Here is a 14,062-nt window from a genome sequence, read left to right as displayed (position 1 = left end):
CGGCGGACCGCGCGGTTACTTCACCAGCGTCACAGGGAGTTTGGTCAGGTGGACGACCTTGTTGGCCACCGAGCCGAGCACCAGATTGCCGATCGCGCTGCGGCCGCGGGTGCCCATCACGATGCCGTTGCAGTTCAGCTCTTCGGCTCGCTTGACGATGCGCTGCGCGGTGTCGCCGGTGAGCACCTCGGAGGCGAACGGGATGTTGGCGGCGTTCAGCTTGGCGATCGCCGGCTGCAGGATGTCGTCGCTGTGCTCGCGCTGCAGTTCATCCATCTTCTCCTTGGAGACGTACACTGCGATCTCGCCATACAGCGCCGGCTCGGGATGGGCGTACACCAGCACCAGCTCGATCGGCACGTTGTCGTGGGCGAGGGCGATCACCCAATCCAGCGCGCGGCCGGCATTGGCGGAGCCGTCATAGGGGAGGAGGATCTTCTGCATCGGTCGCGTCCTGTTGGCGGTTTCGAGCGAAGGGGATACCGGTTCGCGTGAAGACAACGCGTCGAAACAAACGAGGGTTGCGGGACGCCACCGCCGGCCACACTGCGGTCATCACAGCCTGATTTGACCGAAACCTCAACCTGGTTCACACAGCCCGTCACCATGACATCGCAACGCTCGTCCGCCTTCACCGCAGCCCGCGCCGCTGCCGCCATTACGATCGCTGCCCTGGGCCTGTCCGGTTGCGCCGGGATGGGCGACAGCGCGCTGTCACAGGCGTTCGTCGATCCGGCCAAATACGAGCTGTACGATTGCAAGCAGCTCGAGGCGGAGCGCAAGTCGCTCGATGAGCGGCTCGCCAAGCTCGACGGCCTGATGCGCAAGGCGCAGACCGGAGTGGCCGGGCCGGTGGTGTCCGAGATCGCCTACCGCAACGACTACATCAACGTGAAGGCGCAATCCCGGCTCGCCGAGCAGACCTGGCGGGAGAACCGCTGCACCCCAACGCCGGAGCCGCCGCCGGCTGCGTCGGCTCCCCAGAAGCGGGCGGGACGCGGCGCGCGCTGAGGGGCGCGCAGGCGGGCTTGGCCGTTTCGTGGGAGCGCCCTCAGGGGCGCCAGTCGTAGATCCAGCTCTGCCGCGCCAGCAGCCGGTCCGGGCCGAGCGCCCGCATCGCGACATCGCGGGCGAGCGCCGCAGCGCCGGGCAGGTGATAGATCACCCCGTTCTGCCGGGCGAGCTGCTGCACCCGCCTGACCCGGGGCCGGCGCAGCGCCGCGTAGCGCTGCAGCGTCGCGGCGACCTCGGCCGCGGTGCCGCCGCGGCCCTCGCCATGGCTGGCGGCAAGGCCGGCGGCCAGTACGGCGGCGTCCTCGATCGCCATGCCGGCGCCCTGGGCGGCGAATGGCAGCATGCCGTGGGAGGCGTCGCCCAGCATGGCGATCGGGCCCTGGTTCCACACCCCGCCGTCCGGCATCGCGAACAGCGCCCAGCGCGTCCAGTTTTCGACGGTTCCGATCAGGGCCCGGGCTGCCCCCGCCCAATGGGCGAAACGCGCGACAATCTCAGTCGGCTCGCCGCGCGCGCTCCAGCCGCGCTGGTTCCACGAGCCGTTGACCACCGCCACCAGGTTGATCCGGCGCCCACTAGAGATCGGATACACCACCAGATGCGCCTCCGGCCCCAGCCAAAGCTGCACTCCGCGCAGCCTCTCCCCATCCGGCATCGCCTCGGCCGGAATCGTGCCGCGCCAGGCGATCAGGCCCGAGAACAGCGGCTGGGTCTTGGGAAAGGCGACGCCGCGCACGGCCGACCAGATGCCGTCGGCACCGATCAGCGCCAGCCCCGGTTCCTGCCCGCCGCCCGCCGACACGGTGACGCCGTTGGCGTGGGGGGCAACGTCTTCGACCGCGCAGCCGAGCCGGAGGTCGATCGAGGGGTGGGCGGCGACCTTGGCGGCCAGCGCGGCCTGCAGGTCGGCGCGATGCACCACCCAGTAGGGCGCGCCATTGCGGACGGCGACGTCGCCGATCGGCATCCGGACGATGGCCCGGCCCGAGCGGGCGTTGATCGCGGTGACAGCGTCGGGCACCACCGCGCAAGCATCCAGCCGCGGCTGCAGGCCGAGCTCGACCAGAATTCGGGAGGCGTTGGGAGAGAGCTGCAGACCGGCGCCGACTTCGTCGAGGCGCTCGGTGCGCTCCAGTACGATGACTCGGAACCCTTTGGCGGCCAGCGCCAATGCGGCGGTCAGGCCGCCAATTCCGGCTCCCGCGACGATAATGGTTCGGGAGACCGCCACGTTGCGGTCAGCGTCCGATCAGGCGACCTTGTCCTTCAGCACGCATTCCGGCGGACGGGCTTCGCCCGGCTTCAGATCGGCCGCGTAGCGATACAGCGTCGAGCAATATGGGCAGATGATCTCGTTGTCGTTACCGAGGTCGAGAAACACGTGCGGATGATCGAACGGAGGGGCGGCGCCGACGCACATAAATTCCCGCGAACCGATTTCGATCGTCGCAACGCCGGCATCGTTCTGGAAGTGGGGAACCACGTGGTCGGACATTCAGCTCACCTTTGCTGACAGCGGAGGGCAACTAACAGTGCAGCGCACCATACCGGCGCCGCTGCCTGATTCCTAGAGCGGCCGGATAGAGATTGCCCGGTGAAATTCGACACAATCCCGTGGTGTGGGAGAAGCCCTCCTTTCGTCTGATCGGTTGTGTCGAAGTGATGACGCACCATCTCCTAGGGAGAAACACGAGGACCGGATGCGGCTACAACTCGGCGTGGCGAAGTTCTGCCTTGCAATCAGCGCTGTGGCGCTGGTCGCCGCATGGCCGCACGCCCAGTACAGTGCCAAACTGATCGCTGCGCAGGATGATCCGGCGACCTTGTCGGATCTGCAGATCGCGGAGGCTTTGCGGCGAGATCAGGGCATGATCCCGCGACAGATCGAGGCTGCACTCGCGGCAGGTGATGCTGATCTCGCGCGCAGCCTGGTCGAACTGGCCAGCGCGCATCGGGTCGCGTTGCCTGACGAACTGGCACGGCGCGTCGATGATGCGGTCGCTGCGGATCGGGCCCCTGCGCAGGTGGCGACACGGTTCGCGACCGGTCTCGTCACCGGCCAGGCCGACGATCTCGCAGGTCTGTCCGGCACGATCACGGGCGATCTGTTCGTGTTCGGCGATATCCGCGACGTGATCCGCGAGGGCAAACATCTGGCGACTGGGGAGGCGGCCGATCATCTGGTGCTTGGGCTCGCGGCCGCGGGCATCGCAGTGACCGCCGCGACCTACGTCAGCGTCGGTGCGGCGGCGCCAGCGCGGGCCGGGCTGACACTGGTGAAGGATGCGCGCAAGGTCGGACGTATCAGCGAGGGCCTCGCGAAATGGGCGGGTCGTTCGGCCCGCGAGGTCGTCGATGCGCCGGCGTTGCAACGTGCCGTCGCCGACGCTTCGTTGCTTCGCCCCGCGCAAACGCTGGATGCCGTGAAGGCTGCGGTCCGCACTGAGAAAGCCGGCGGTCTGATGCGGTTCGCCAAGGATGTCGGCAAGATCGGCGACAAGGCGGGTACCCGCGGCGCGTTCGATGCGCTCAAGGTTGCCGAAAATCCGAAGGATGTGGCGCGTGCCGCGAAACTCGCCGAAGCCAAGGGCGGTCAGACCCGGGCGATCATCAAGTTGTTGGGGCGTGGAGCTCTGTTGCTCACGACCGGTGCTTGGAATTTCGCATCGTGGATTTTCAGCGCGCTGCTGATGTTGATCGGCTTCGTCACCTCGCTGAAGTCCGGCACCGAACGGTTGACGCAGCGCTGGCTCGATCGCCGTAAACGCAAGGCGGCCAAACGCGCGCTCGCCGCGACGAAACAGCCGCAGCCGCCCATCGGCGCGGCATCTGCCGCAGCCGAGGCATAGTGCGAGCGGTGCAAGAATGATAAAGTTCGATCCTGTTCGTTACGATTGCGCGGATCGCGGGCATGCTCGTTCGCCGACGCGACGGATCGTGTGGCTCGGCTGCGCCCGCCCTCCGGGCCTGACGAAGTAACCCTCCACGCTCATTCCCATCATCAACGACGGATACCTGATGCCGAGCTTTGATCACGCCGGAGTCAAGATCGCTTACCTCGACGAAGGCGAGGGCGAGCCCATTTTGCTCATTCACGGTTTCGCTTCGAACAAGAACGTCAACTGGGTGTATCCGTCCTGGCTGTCGGAATTGAAGCGCGCCGGACGCAGGGTCATCGCGATCGACAATCGCGGCCACGGCGAGTCCAGCAAGCTGTACGATCCGAACGACTACACGCTCGAGGCGATGGCCTCCGACGCGGTGGCGCTGATGGATCATCTCGGCATCGCGCGCGCCGACGTCATGGGCTATTCGATGGGCGCGCGGATCGGCGCCAATCTCGCGCGGAGGCAGGAGCAGCGGGTCCGCTCGGTCGTGCTCGGCGGTCTCGGCATGGGGCTCCTCAGCAACGAAGGACGTCCCGGTGAAAACGTCGCGCGCGCGCTCGAGGCGGACGTGCTCGACGATGTCACCGATCCGGTTGGTCGCACCTTTCGCGCCTTCGCGGATCAGACCCGCTCCGATCGCAAAGCGCTTGCCGCCTGTATGCGCGGATCGCGCGGATTGATGAGCCGCGAGGATGCCGCGCAGATTGCCGTCCCGGTGCTGATCGCGGTCGGCACCGACGATGACGTTGCCGGCTCGGCACACGAACTCGGCGACATCATTCCGGGCTCGCAGGTGCTGGATATCCCGAGGCGCGATCACATGCGTGCCGTCGGCGACCGGGTCTATAAGGAAGGGGTGGTAGATTTCCTGGCGCGGCGACCGTGAGCGGGTGCCTCACCTCTGTCCGGCCTTGATTCCGTCGCCGATGCCGCCCACCTTGAAAAGGTGAGGGGCGCGCGACCGTGGCGCCGAGCTCTCGGAATATCGGCTGGCTTCAAGGGTTTAACGAGTCTTGGAAAGTGCCGCGGCGCCCACGTCAGGCGCCGCGACAGCGCCGCGGCTGACGTGGTATAGTGTTTTGAGCGACCCGATCGAGAGAGCCGGCATGGTGATGCATCAGATCAATCCGCAGAGTGCGAACGTGACGGCGCTCGATCCGATCTGGGAGCGGGTGCGGAACGAAGCCGAAGACATCGTTCGGCGCGAGCCCGAGCTGGCATCCTTCATCTTTGCGAGCGTGCTGCATCACGATCGTCTGGAAGACGCGGTGGTGCATCGTGTGGCGGAGCGGCTCGATCATGCGGCGCTGTCCGGCGATCTGATCCGCCAGACGTACGAAGACGCCCTGCGCGATCAACCTGATATCGGCAACGCGTTTCGCGCCGATATGGTGGCGGTGTTTGATCGCGATCCGGCGACCTCGCGCTTCATCGATCCGCTGCTGTACTACAAGGGTTTCCACGCCATTCAGACGCATCGTCTGGCGCATTGGCTGTTCGGCAAGGGCCGCAAGGATTTCGCGCTCTATCTGCAGAGCCGCGCATCGGCGGTGTTTCAGACCGACATCAATCCAGCGGCAAAGATCGGACGCGGCATCTTCCTCGATCATGCCACCGGCCTGGTGGTCGGCGAGACCGCGGTGATCGACGACGACGTTTCGATCCTGCACGGCGTAACGCTCGGTGGTACCGGCAAGGAGCACGAGGATCGCCATCCGAAGATCAGGCGCGGCGTCATGATCGGCGCCGGCGCAAAGATTCTCGGCAACATCGAAGTCGGGCACTGCGCGCGCATTGCTGCGGGGTCGGTGGTGCTGAAGTCGGTGCCGCACAATATGACCGTCGCCGGTGTGCCGGCCAAGGTGGTCGGTGAGGCCGGCTGCGCCGAGCCGTCACGCACCATGGATCAGATGATCAACGCGATTGGGCTCTAATCGGCCGAATTGTGGTCGGCCTCGATTGCGGTTCGCAACTCGCGACGAGGGGTTGCGGCAGCGGCCGTGAGAAAGTACTGACGGCGACCCCGGCCATGGCCGATCGCGCGACGACATCAATGCCATCGGCGCTGCGCCAGCCATCGCCCATTTGAATTGGAGATCACCGTGGACGTTCAGGAAGTCAGAAAGCTCGATGCCTATCTCAAGCGGGTGTTCGGCAATCCGAAAATCCGCGTGGTGCCGCGGCCGAAGAAGGAAGATTCTGCCGAAGTCTATATCGGCGAGGAGTTCATCGGCGTGCTGTTCGTCGACGACGAGGACGACGATCGCTCGTTCCAGTTCCAGATGGCGATCCTGGAAGACGACCTGGCCGACGTCGAGTAAGGCCGTTCTCGGCCCATCAGCCCCGCACGTGCAACTGCGCGGCCAGCCGCGCAATCGCACCCGCGACGCTCTGCCACTGCGTCAGCCACTGGCGCGGAAACCTGAAGGTGAGGTCGGCGCCTTCGATCCGCATTTCGCTAAGGCACATTCCCGGCGTTTGCCGATCACGCGTGCAGCGCGCCGATAGCTCCGGTTGCTCCGCCGTGAACAGATCCTCGTTGGCGTATGGTGAGCCTTCGAGGAAGGGGCGGAGGGTAAGCCCGTCCGCCGTTTGCGGGGCGACTGGAGCCAGGTAGCGCGGATAGATCGTGCGCAGCCGCGTCTCTGGAGCCAGAGTGTCTTGATGTGTAGCGATCGAGACGAAGAGCCGATCAATCGGCTGAAACTCTGCGATTTCCTCTGCCGTCTTGTGCGTAGCGCGCTCCGGCGGCAGCAGTGACGGATACAGGAAGGCGAGGTCCACGCGCTCCTGCGGCCCGGAACGGCGCTGATACTTCACCCGAAATGCCTTGGTCGGCACATTGAACAGGGTGTCGCCAATCGTCACCGGGGTGCGATCCGGATCACCCACCGTCTGCACATGCCAAGTCGGCCACAGCAGGTAGGCAACGGCCGCAATCGAGGCCGCGCTTATCGCGCCGCCTATCATCAGCGGGACGCGGGAATGGCTGCGCCGGGCGCGTGAGACGCGCGGACGGCCCGGAAGCGACGATACCAAAGTCATGACAACGTAGATATCCGACACCACGAATCAGCTCGGACTATGGCACGTGGCGAATCGGGGCCGAACCGGATTGTGCGACGCACGGGAGTAATTCTTCTTCGATGCGTTAACCCTTTTTTAAGGCTGTCGTGGCGGCCGTCGTCGATTTTTGCGACACCTTCAGCCTGACCCATCGAGCTGGAAGCTGCCGATGTCGCCCGACGCGCTCAACAATCTATTCTCGCTTTTGATCGGCTTTGCTGTTGCTGGCGCCTTGAGCAGCGCCTACCAGGCGATGGCGCAGCGCCCAGCCGGCTTCGGCCTGCTGCAGCAGGGCGTCGCGCCGCACAGTTTTGCGGCGCTCCCATTTCTGATGTTCGCAGCGCCCTTCATCATCATGCGCAACACGTTGACCGGGCCGCGCACTTCTGATCTCCGTCGCGCGCAATTCGTGATGCTGGCAACTCTGCTGGCGGGGTTCTGGAGTCTCATGTCTGGAACCGTGGTTCTGATGGCGTTGCAGGCCCTCGGTGTGTTTGCCTGAAAAAGCATTGCGTCGCCGCTGCTGCATTGTCATGACGTGGGAGGTGACAGGAGACAGCGATGGCGATCTACGAACTCGACGGCCACCGGCCGGATCTTCCGGCAGATGGAAATTGCTTCATCGCTGACAGCGCGTCGGTGGTCGGCAAGGTTCGCCTCGGTAGTTCGGTCTCGGTCTGGTTCGGTGCCGTTCTGCGCGGCGACAACGAATGGATCGAGATCGGCGAGGGCTCCAACATTCAGGATGGCACTACCTGCCACACCGATCCGGGCTTTCCGCTCAGGGTCGGCAAGGGCTGCACCATCGGCCACAACGTCATCCTGCACGGCTGCACCATCGACGACAGCGTCCTGATCGGGATGGGTGCGATCGTAATGAATGGCGCCAAGCTGGCGCGTGGCTGCGTGGTTGGGGCAGGTGCCGTAGTCACCGAAGGCAAGTCTTTCCCAGAGAACTCCCTGATCCTTGGAGCGCCGGCCAAGGTCGCGCGGACGCTCACCCCCGAACAGGTCCAGGCGATGCTGGCGGGTGCCGGCTTCTACGTCGCCAACGGCCAGCGCTACGCCAAGGGGCTTAAAAAGATCGGGTGAGCGGAGCGGCGGCGTCGCCGCTGGCTTCGTCACGTTCCTTCGGATTCGCTCGCTTCGATCGCGGTCGCGATGCGCTCATGACCGGCCGCCCAGAGCGCATATTCTTCACTGCCCTCGTGATACGGATTTGCTTCCGCGGGAAGGTTCTGGCGTGCGGCGCCTTTCCCCAACGTAAACGGACCCGGGTCGGCTGACATCTCGGCTGACATCGGCTGCTCCTCAGCGTTTGCGATACAAGGCCGGCGCTGTGCTCTTGCGCAGCGCGTCCCTCAAGTCGGTCGGCACGCGGTGTTTCTTCAGCAGATCGGCGAACGCCTCATCAGCGTGCTCTTGTCGCGTCGCCATTCGATCGCGGCCGAGCTGTGTCAGCTTGTCGAGTGCGTCGTCGTCAAAGCCGATCAGCTTGCGCATCGCGTGTCTCCGCGACGTCAAGTTCCAAGGCGAGAAAACGTTCCGGAAGACAAAGGGGCGGCGTCCGGGATTCGCCCGCGGACAAAGTATATGACTTGATGAGGCTGTCCCAACACGGAGCTAACTCGACGCGCTGGAACTGAAGCCTCCAAAAAAGGAAAACCTCCGGCGGGGCATCGCCGGAGGTTCCTTGGAGGTTTACAAGTTCCTTTCGTGTTAGCTTAGAAGGTGCGCTGGACGCGAACCGCGCCCACCACAGTGTCCTGATCCTTGAACTGGTACACCGCAGTCGGCTTGGTGCCGCCCGGCGAAACCGAACCGGTGAAGCCGGTGTAGTTCTGGTCGAGACGGGTCCACATCACTTCGCCCGAGAACGTCAGGTTCTTGACCGGGGTCCACGAGGTGCGGGTACCGATCTGAGCGATGTTGAAGTTCGGAGTGCCGGTGAAGTTACCGCCAACGCGATTGAACAGAGCTGCGGTGTACAGAGCGCCACCGGTGCTGCCGTAGTCGACCGACGAGTACGAACCGAAGATCGAGGTCGCCCAATTCGGGTTCCAGTTGTGGTTGAAGGCACCACGGATACCCCAGGCCTTGGTGGTCTCGATGCCGCCACCGTTGACGAACACGCCGTCGACAGCCGTACCGAGGCCCAGGGTCTGATAGGCAGCGCCATCGGCGTTGTTGCCGAAGATCGAGAAGTAGTTCGGGCTGGTGCCGCCGATCACGTAGCGGATAGCACCATCAGCATAGGTCGCGTCGAGGTTGATCGAGTCGCCCGGGCCGGTCGGCAGGTTCTTGAGCGACAGGGCGGCGAGAACCGCGTAGCCCCACTTGTCGCTCGGATGGCCGGAGGTTTCGTTGGTCGGATCGTAGTAGCTGGCGCGGATCTGATGCGCCGCCGCCGACACCTGGAAGAGACCCCAAGCCTGGTCGACGCGAACCTTGCCGACGATGTCCGGAATGCTGGTGCCGGCGGTGTAGTTGGTCGCGCCGCTGGCGAAGCCGCTCAACCAGTTGGCCGCCGAGCCGAGGCCCGGGGTCACGTTCAGCACGGTGATGGTCGAGCTCGACGGGCCCTGCGCCCAGCGGTAGCCCGACTGGTCTTCGAGGCTGATCGAGGCCGACACGCCGTTGCCGAATTCGGCAGTGTAGCTGACCTGATTGACGCCGGTCGAGGTGTCGTCGCCGCCGAGCAGGTTCGAGCCGATGTTACCCGGCGAACCGTGCCACGGGGTCGAGAACTGCGAGACCGCCTTACCGAAGGTGAAGCCGGCGAACTGCACGAACGCGAAGTACACGCCGAGGCTACCGTTGGCGACGGTGTCGCTGCCGGTGGTCCAAGTGAACACCGAGTCAAAATAGGTGCGAACCACGCCGTATTCGGTCGCGGTGCGGGTGTCGATGTTCAGGTCGGCGCGCGAACGATAGATGGTGTTGTTGGCAAGCCGGTTGCCCTGACCGGGGTTGCCGTTCCACGACGGGGTTTCCGTCATGCCGCCAGCGTTGAACGCGTACTCGGCGCGGATGTAGCCGCCGAGCTTGATGCAGGTGTCGGTGCCCGGGATGTAGTAGAAGCCGGCGCCGTACAGCGAGCAGACCTTCACGTATTCGACCGCCTTGGCCTTCAGCGGAAGATCGGCCGCCTGCGCACCAGCGGTGGCGACCAGGAGCGCCGCACCACCGAGCATAAGGCTCTTCGCAAAATTCATCGTAAACCTCCAAGTTTGCCTTCGAAGGGCATGCCGACCGGTGCTTTGCGCCGGTATCGGCCCGCCCGTGAACCCGACTGCTCGTTACCCGGGGGCTTGAGCAGTTTGAGCCGGGACGACTTCGAGGTTGCCCCCCTCCGTCAGGGAACTAGATACATAACAAAAATAGCTAACGGAAGGATCGAACAACGGAACGCGATGTCATCGGACAAAACTGTGGTATTGAAGCAACAGGGTGTCACGATTCTGTCACGTCCAAATTCCGCGTTCCGGACTTGGTTGCTGCCGGCGCCGTGCTCGACCGTCAGTCGCGAGAGGCTTGAAACGACTTTGTTTTCAGGCCCTCGCAGCTGCCGCTAGAGGTGGGGACGGCGAACAAACGTACGACTGGGGCGGAAATTGGCGCCTTTGGTCTCAGCTCAAGTTTGGGTACATACCGCAATCACGGCTGCGCCGCGATTTCGGGTTCGTCCGAGTCGACAAACAACAAAAGACGTTTCAGGGATGATTCGGAGGGCGTGGGATGCCGCATCGGACTAGGGAGCAGCATCACGACGAAGCCGTTACGCGGCCGTCGTTGGTGAGCCAGCCGCTGCAGGCGGAGCGGGCCGAGGAACCGCCCAGTGTTTCAGAGGCGTATGCGCATCGCGATTTCGGCCTGTCGCATCAGGTGATTTGGGATTTCGTCTCGATCAGCAACAATCTTGAGGACATGCGCCGCGCCTGGGCCAAGCTATTCGGGATCAGCGGATCGCAATGGCTGATTCTGATGGCCATCGCTGATCTGGACCAGGGAAATGGCGTTTCCGTAGGCGACGTGTCACACAAGATCCACGCCGTCTCGACCTTTGTGACAACCCAAACCAAGATCCTGGAGCGGATGGGGCTGCTCAATCGGGTGCCTTCGACGGAAGATGCTCGCGTGGTGCTGATGTCGCTGTCCGATGAAGCGCGCACCAAGATCGACCGTCTGTCGCCGCGCTGGGAGGCCTTGCACGCGTATATCTTCAGCGACTTCGACGCCGAGGCGCTTAATGACGTCAAGGCCAAGCTCGAAATGCTGAAGAATCGCACCAAGGAGGCGATGCTACGCGTGCTCGACGAGCCCTGATCATCCCATTCCCGAAGAGGATCGCCCCAAAACGGGGGGCGGCCAGCCTTGGGGGCGAGACGGCAGCAAGCAGTATCAACGGCTTGAAAGGTGATCAGGTCGGCTGTCCAAGGTCTTGCCATGTGGCCTCGGCAGGCGTCGACTCGGATCCATTTCTCGCATGCCTGCCGCGTAAGCGTAGCGGGCGGGTAAGTGCGGATCACGCCAATGCCCGGTAGCAACCAAGCCCTGCAGGTCAGCGCGGCCATAGCGTTGTACCCAGGTTGTCCACGTGTGGCAGAAGGTATGGAAGTCGACCCGTGGCTGCCGTTGTGGCCGAGATTAGGCGGTCTTTGAGGACGCTGCCGCGACCGAAAGGGAAGGCCTTGCCGGCGGTCGCGCCGTCTGCGAAGGTGTGCACTTCCCGGCATTGATCCAGCTTAGCTTCACGGTGCCCGGATCGATACGATGGCATTGCGTCGTGCTGGCGCGAGATCAGCACGACCGAGTGTGGCGGCGGCGATCGTGTTAGGTGACAAGCGTCGGTTTGACGCCGGTTCCGGCATCACAGTTTCAGGCACCAATCCGATCACGTCGGCCGGCACCGTCACGATCGGGCTGACCTCGCAGCAAATCAGACCAGCAGGCGGGATCTTCGACAACAAAACAATCAGCCCTGCCAGCCAGCGCGATCATGATAGTGACCGCGGTTGAGCTCAGCGGATCAGGGGGCGCGAACCTTTCCTATAATGTCAGCGGCGTCGGGCGATCCTCCGCTGGCATCTACAATATTACGTTTTCGACGCCCTTCGCATCATCCCACTATGCTTGCTTGAGTATGTAGGAGGTTCGAGCAGCTGAGAAGATCAATTTTATCGAAGTGACCAATGGCGGCATGATTCCATCCAGGTTGCCGCCGCCACCTTCGTTAGGGGCGCTGTGTCGACCCAAGCTACGTCCATTTGATGTGCGTCGGGCGACAGTAATCAAGTCTGTGTTCAGTCCGTCATGAGCCAAGGCTTAATCTAAACAGGCTGGCGATCCGACTTTTATGAATGAACTACCAGCATGCTCTTGAGGACGGGCAGCCATCGACTTTGCGGCTAACTGATTTGCCTCGCTCTGTGTGGTAAATACCCATCCAGACTTGGCTAGGCTGTTGTTGGTCCAATCAATCGAAACTGTGTCGTCGGAGACGATGCCGAAGTAGGTTTGGACTTCCTGGGCATTGTCGGGATTTCGAACGTATTTACGCGCGATTTTCTTCGGTGATTTTGCCTTGTCGCGTAGCCGGGGCAGCGTCTTGAGTGGCATTGGACTCGGCTGGCTTCGTAGACTTCCTTCGTCGCGCCGTCGCGCGCGTAGAACATGCTTCCAATCGCGTTATCAAAGATCGCGCCGGTCTTGTGTTTGTTCATCAGTTCGCAATTTGTCTAGATGTAGAACAGATGAGCCAATCCGTAGTTCTTGATCAACGCAAGACGCTTCGCGGGCTGCTTGCCCATCGTCGATTCGTCGTCCATGTTCAGATAGATGACGCCCGGCTTCCGGCCATGCCGCGACCTGCTGTAGGATGGATTCGAATAGCTCCATCGTCATTGTCGTCACTAGCCGGATCGAGCGATCGATCGCTGTTTGCCGACGAACGAAGGGCGGAACGGGCATCTAGCGTTGCAAAAATGACGGTCTCGATGTTGAGTTTGCGCGGTAGAGCCTAGCTTACGGGGCGGTTCGCTATACGCCATGAAAGTTTGTCTCCTCAAATTCTTTAAAACTGAGACCGTTACGACGGCGCCGTTGCGGCTTCAATCGACTCGTGCGTCCGCCGCGGTCCATCCAATAGACAAAAAGGGCTGCCACCATGACTATCGTCTCCCCCGTAGCGGCGGGCGGTCCATTGAACATAGGCGCAAGCGTGACAAAGACCGCGCCTGAGCGTTTCGCGGCCGTGGGTCAGCGCAACGTCAGAATTGCGCCTTCTGAACCGGGAACGCCCCACCAATGACCGTCTTCCTGCGGCGCAGCCTTGGTCGCGTGGCCAACTCCATTCATCTCTTGGCCGATCAGAGTTCGCGTTTTCGAGGCTCCGAAATGGTCGTCGATCGCGTCTCTAACGCGCTCATCGGTTGTTGGATGCCGAAGACTGTAATCATGGAAGGCGAGGGCATACGGTTGTGAACGTAGAGCTTCCGCAGCTTTGATGTCAGCCAACACGGCATTGTAGGAATGATCACCATCCAGGATGCAGAGGATCGCGCGACCTGAGAAGCGACGAAAGAAGGAAGTCTTGCTCACAAACTCGGGGAACGTCGATTGCTCAACTGCCGCATGTTTTGTCAGGTTCAAATTCTTCAGCAGGGTCTTCGTAGTCGAAACTGCGTCGGCAGAAATGTCCATCGAATAGAGGCGCAGGTTCAGATTCCTGCACGTTGCTGCGAGAAGCGCCGTTAGTCCTCCTTTGTAGCACCCGACTTCAATGACGCAGTTGCCGGATTGGCTATTGCTGCGAATGAACCTCAGGATGTCGTCTTGATATTTGCGCGACGTCCAAGAAAAATTTCCGGTTTTCGAGCATTGCTCTCGGATTGCAGTGAGTTCAGCGTCGTCGTTCGAGGCGATCAATTTGGTTGCTCCATGGCCTGACCAAAGGCGTCGAGTTTCGGCGCAATACTAGCACTTCCGGGACCTTCGTCCAACCTTTGGAGACCATCCCATGACCATCCCTCCCTCGTGGCGGCTCGCGGTCCCTTGCGCATGGGACGCAAGCGTATCAGTCGTCAAAGTCCTGC

The 14,062-nt window shown here is 62.7% G+C and carries 18 protein-coding genes; 9 read left to right on the top strand and 9 right to left on the bottom strand.

Translation table 11 applies throughout. From position 1 onward, the window contains the following. Window positions 1-15: 15 nt before the first annotated feature. Window positions 16-444: a universal stress protein gene (locus HZF03_RS17305; protein ID WP_119019040.1), complete on the bottom strand. Its 429-nt coding sequence runs from the start codon at window positions 442-444 to the stop codon at window positions 16-18. A 162-nt stretch (window positions 445-606) separates the two neighbouring features. Between HZF03_RS17305 and HZF03_RS17300 the strand changes: the two genes are divergently transcribed. Continuing rightward, window positions 607-1,011 (top strand): hypothetical protein, encoded by a 405-nt coding sequence (locus tag HZF03_RS17300; protein WP_012496855.1) that lies wholly within the window; start codon window positions 607-609, stop codon window positions 1,009-1,011. 40 nt (window positions 1,012-1,051) lie between these two features. Here the strand turns inward: HZF03_RS17300 and HZF03_RS17295 are convergent, their stop codons facing one another. Beyond that, window positions 1,052-2,245, bottom strand: a complete 1,194-nt coding sequence (locus HZF03_RS17295) for an FAD-dependent monooxygenase (RefSeq protein WP_119019041.1) — start codon at window positions 2,243-2,245, stop codon at window positions 1,052-1,054. 18 nt (window positions 2,246-2,263) lie between these two features. Beyond that, the gene (locus HZF03_RS17290) at window positions 2,264-2,509 is read right to left on the bottom strand and encodes a zinc-finger domain-containing protein (RefSeq protein ID WP_011158974.1); all 246 of its coding nucleotides are present in this window, start codon (window positions 2,507-2,509) and stop codon (window positions 2,264-2,266) included. A gap of 205 nt (window positions 2,510-2,714) precedes the next feature. Here HZF03_RS17290 and HZF03_RS17285 point away from each other — a divergent pair, with 205 nt between their 5' ends. The 4 genes from HZF03_RS17285 to HZF03_RS17270 all read left to right on the top strand — a co-directional run bounded on the left by HZF03_RS17285 (window position 2,715) and on the right by HZF03_RS17270 (window position 6,223). Then, a complete protein-coding gene (locus HZF03_RS17285; protein ID WP_119019042.1) occupies window positions 2,715-3,863 on the top strand; it encodes a hypothetical protein in 1,149 nt (382 codons plus the stop codon). A 169-nt stretch (window positions 3,864-4,032) separates the two neighbouring features. Next, on the top strand, window positions 4,033-4,788 hold the full coding sequence (locus tag HZF03_RS17280) for an alpha/beta fold hydrolase (protein ID WP_119019043.1): 756 nt from the start codon (window positions 4,033-4,035) through the stop codon (window positions 4,786-4,788). Window positions 4,789-5,008: 220 nt separating this feature from the next. After that, window positions 5,009-5,836 carry a serine O-acetyltransferase gene (cysE, locus tag HZF03_RS17275; protein WP_011158971.1) on the top strand — a complete coding sequence of 276 codons (828 nt, stop codon included), beginning with the start codon at window positions 5,009-5,011 and terminating at the stop codon, window positions 5,834-5,836. Between the two features lie 168 nt (window positions 5,837-6,004). Continuing rightward, window positions 6,005-6,223: a DUF3126 family protein gene (locus HZF03_RS17270; protein WP_012496853.1), complete on the top strand. Its 219-nt coding sequence runs from the start codon at window positions 6,005-6,007 to the stop codon at window positions 6,221-6,223. A 16-nt stretch (window positions 6,224-6,239) separates the two neighbouring features. Here the strand turns inward: HZF03_RS17270 and HZF03_RS17265 are convergent, their stop codons facing one another. Next, a complete protein-coding gene (locus HZF03_RS17265; RefSeq protein ID WP_119019052.1) occupies window positions 6,240-6,947 on the bottom strand; it encodes a hypothetical protein in 708 nt (235 codons plus the stop codon). Window positions 6,948-7,137: 190 nt separating this feature from the next. On the opposite strand from HZF03_RS17265, the gene HZF03_RS17260 reads away from it, so the two are divergent. Beyond that, complete coding sequence (locus tag HZF03_RS17260) at window positions 7,138-7,470, top strand: DUF6949 family protein (protein WP_011158968.1); 333 nt, start codon at window positions 7,138-7,140, stop codon at window positions 7,468-7,470. A 59-nt stretch (window positions 7,471-7,529) separates the two neighbouring features. Next, window positions 7,530-8,060: a gamma carbonic anhydrase family protein gene (locus HZF03_RS17255; protein WP_011158967.1), complete on the top strand. Its 531-nt coding sequence runs from the start codon at window positions 7,530-7,532 to the stop codon at window positions 8,058-8,060. 29 nt (window positions 8,061-8,089) lie between these two features. Here HZF03_RS17255 and HZF03_RS17250 read toward each other — a convergent pair whose 3' ends face one another. The 3 genes from HZF03_RS17250 to HZF03_RS17240 form a co-directional block, all read right to left on the bottom strand. Next, window positions 8,090-8,269: a hypothetical protein gene (locus HZF03_RS17250; RefSeq protein WP_119019044.1), complete on the bottom strand. Its 180-nt coding sequence runs from the start codon at window positions 8,267-8,269 to the stop codon at window positions 8,090-8,092. A gap of 10 nt (window positions 8,270-8,279) precedes the next feature. After that, entirely contained in the window at window positions 8,280-8,471 is a 192-nt protein-coding gene (locus HZF03_RS17245; protein WP_119019045.1) for a hypothetical protein, read from the bottom strand. A 221-nt stretch (window positions 8,472-8,692) separates the two neighbouring features. Further along, a complete protein-coding gene (locus HZF03_RS17240) occupies window positions 8,693-10,183 on the bottom strand; it encodes a porin (RefSeq protein ID WP_119019046.1) in 1,491 nt (496 codons plus the stop codon). Between the two features lie 523 nt (window positions 10,184-10,706). Between HZF03_RS17240 and HZF03_RS17235 the strand changes: the two genes are divergently transcribed. Continuing rightward, window positions 10,707-11,294: a MarR family winged helix-turn-helix transcriptional regulator gene (locus tag HZF03_RS17235; protein ID WP_119019047.1), complete on the top strand. Its 588-nt coding sequence runs from the start codon at window positions 10,707-10,709 to the stop codon at window positions 11,292-11,294. Window positions 11,295-11,783: 489 nt separating this feature from the next. Beyond that, window positions 11,784-11,987 carry a hypothetical protein gene (locus tag HZF03_RS17230; protein ID WP_119019048.1) on the top strand — a complete coding sequence of 68 codons (204 nt, stop codon included), beginning with the start codon at window positions 11,784-11,786 and terminating at the stop codon, window positions 11,985-11,987. Window positions 11,988-12,293: 306 nt separating this feature from the next. Here HZF03_RS17230 and HZF03_RS17225 read toward each other — a convergent pair whose 3' ends face one another. After that, a complete protein-coding gene (locus HZF03_RS17225) occupies window positions 12,294-12,587 on the bottom strand; it encodes a hypothetical protein (RefSeq protein ID WP_133303249.1) in 294 nt (97 codons plus the stop codon). Between the two features lie 639 nt (window positions 12,588-13,226). Beyond that, window positions 13,227-13,895, bottom strand: coding sequence for a class I SAM-dependent methyltransferase (locus HZF03_RS17220; RefSeq protein ID WP_119019049.1), 669 nt, complete (start codon window positions 13,893-13,895; stop codon window positions 13,227-13,229). Window positions 13,896-14,062: the final 167 nt, after the last annotated feature.

Source organism: Rhodopseudomonas palustris (assembly GCF_013415845.1).
Taxonomy (GTDB): domain Bacteria; phylum Pseudomonadota; class Alphaproteobacteria; order Rhizobiales; family Xanthobacteraceae; genus Rhodopseudomonas; species Rhodopseudomonas palustris_F.
Note: the sequence above shows the minus strand (reverse complement) of the source record. Positions and strands in the feature narration are given on the sequence as shown.

Bases quoted from the DNA above. Each gene is read 5' to 3' on its own strand.
- HZF03_RS17305 (WP_119019040.1), bottom strand. From the start codon at position 444: ATGCAGAAGATCCTCCTCCCCTATGACGGCTCCGCCAATGCCGGCCGC.
- HZF03_RS17300 (WP_012496855.1), top strand. From the start codon at position 607: ATGACATCGCAACGCTCGTCCGCCTTCACCGCAGCCCGCGCCGCTGCC.
- HZF03_RS17290 (WP_011158974.1), bottom strand. From the start codon at position 2,509: ATGTCCGACCACGTGGTTCCCCACTTCCAGAACGATGCCGGCGTTGCG.
- HZF03_RS17285 (WP_119019042.1), top strand. From the start codon at position 2,715: ATGCGGCTACAACTCGGCGTGGCGAAGTTCTGCCTTGCAATCAGCGCT.
- HZF03_RS17280 (WP_119019043.1), top strand. From the start codon at position 4,033: ATGCCGAGCTTTGATCACGCCGGAGTCAAGATCGCTTACCTCGACGAA.
- cysE (WP_011158971.1), top strand. From the start codon at position 5,009: ATGGTGATGCATCAGATCAATCCGCAGAGTGCGAACGTGACGGCGCTC.
- HZF03_RS17265 (WP_119019052.1), bottom strand. From the start codon at position 6,947: ATGACTTTGGTATCGTCGCTTCCGGGCCGTCCGCGCGTCTCACGCGCC.
- HZF03_RS17260 (WP_011158968.1), top strand. From the start codon at position 7,138: ATGTCGCCCGACGCGCTCAACAATCTATTCTCGCTTTTGATCGGCTTT.
- HZF03_RS17255 (WP_011158967.1), top strand. From the start codon at position 7,530: ATGGCGATCTACGAACTCGACGGCCACCGGCCGGATCTTCCGGCAGAT.
- HZF03_RS17250 (WP_119019044.1), bottom strand. From the start codon at position 8,269: ATGTCAGCCGAGATGTCAGCCGACCCGGGTCCGTTTACGTTGGGGAAA.
- HZF03_RS17245 (WP_119019045.1), bottom strand. From the start codon at position 8,471: ATGCGCAAGCTGATCGGCTTTGACGACGACGCACTCGACAAGCTGACA.
- HZF03_RS17240 (WP_119019046.1), bottom strand. From the start codon at position 10,183: ATGAATTTTGCGAAGAGCCTTATGCTCGGTGGTGCGGCGCTCCTGGTC.
- HZF03_RS17235 (WP_119019047.1), top strand. From the start codon at position 10,707: ATGCCGCATCGGACTAGGGAGCAGCATCACGACGAAGCCGTTACGCGG.
- HZF03_RS17225 (WP_133303249.1), bottom strand. From the start codon at position 12,587: ATGCCACTCAAGACGCTGCCCCGGCTACGCGACAAGGCAAAATCACCG.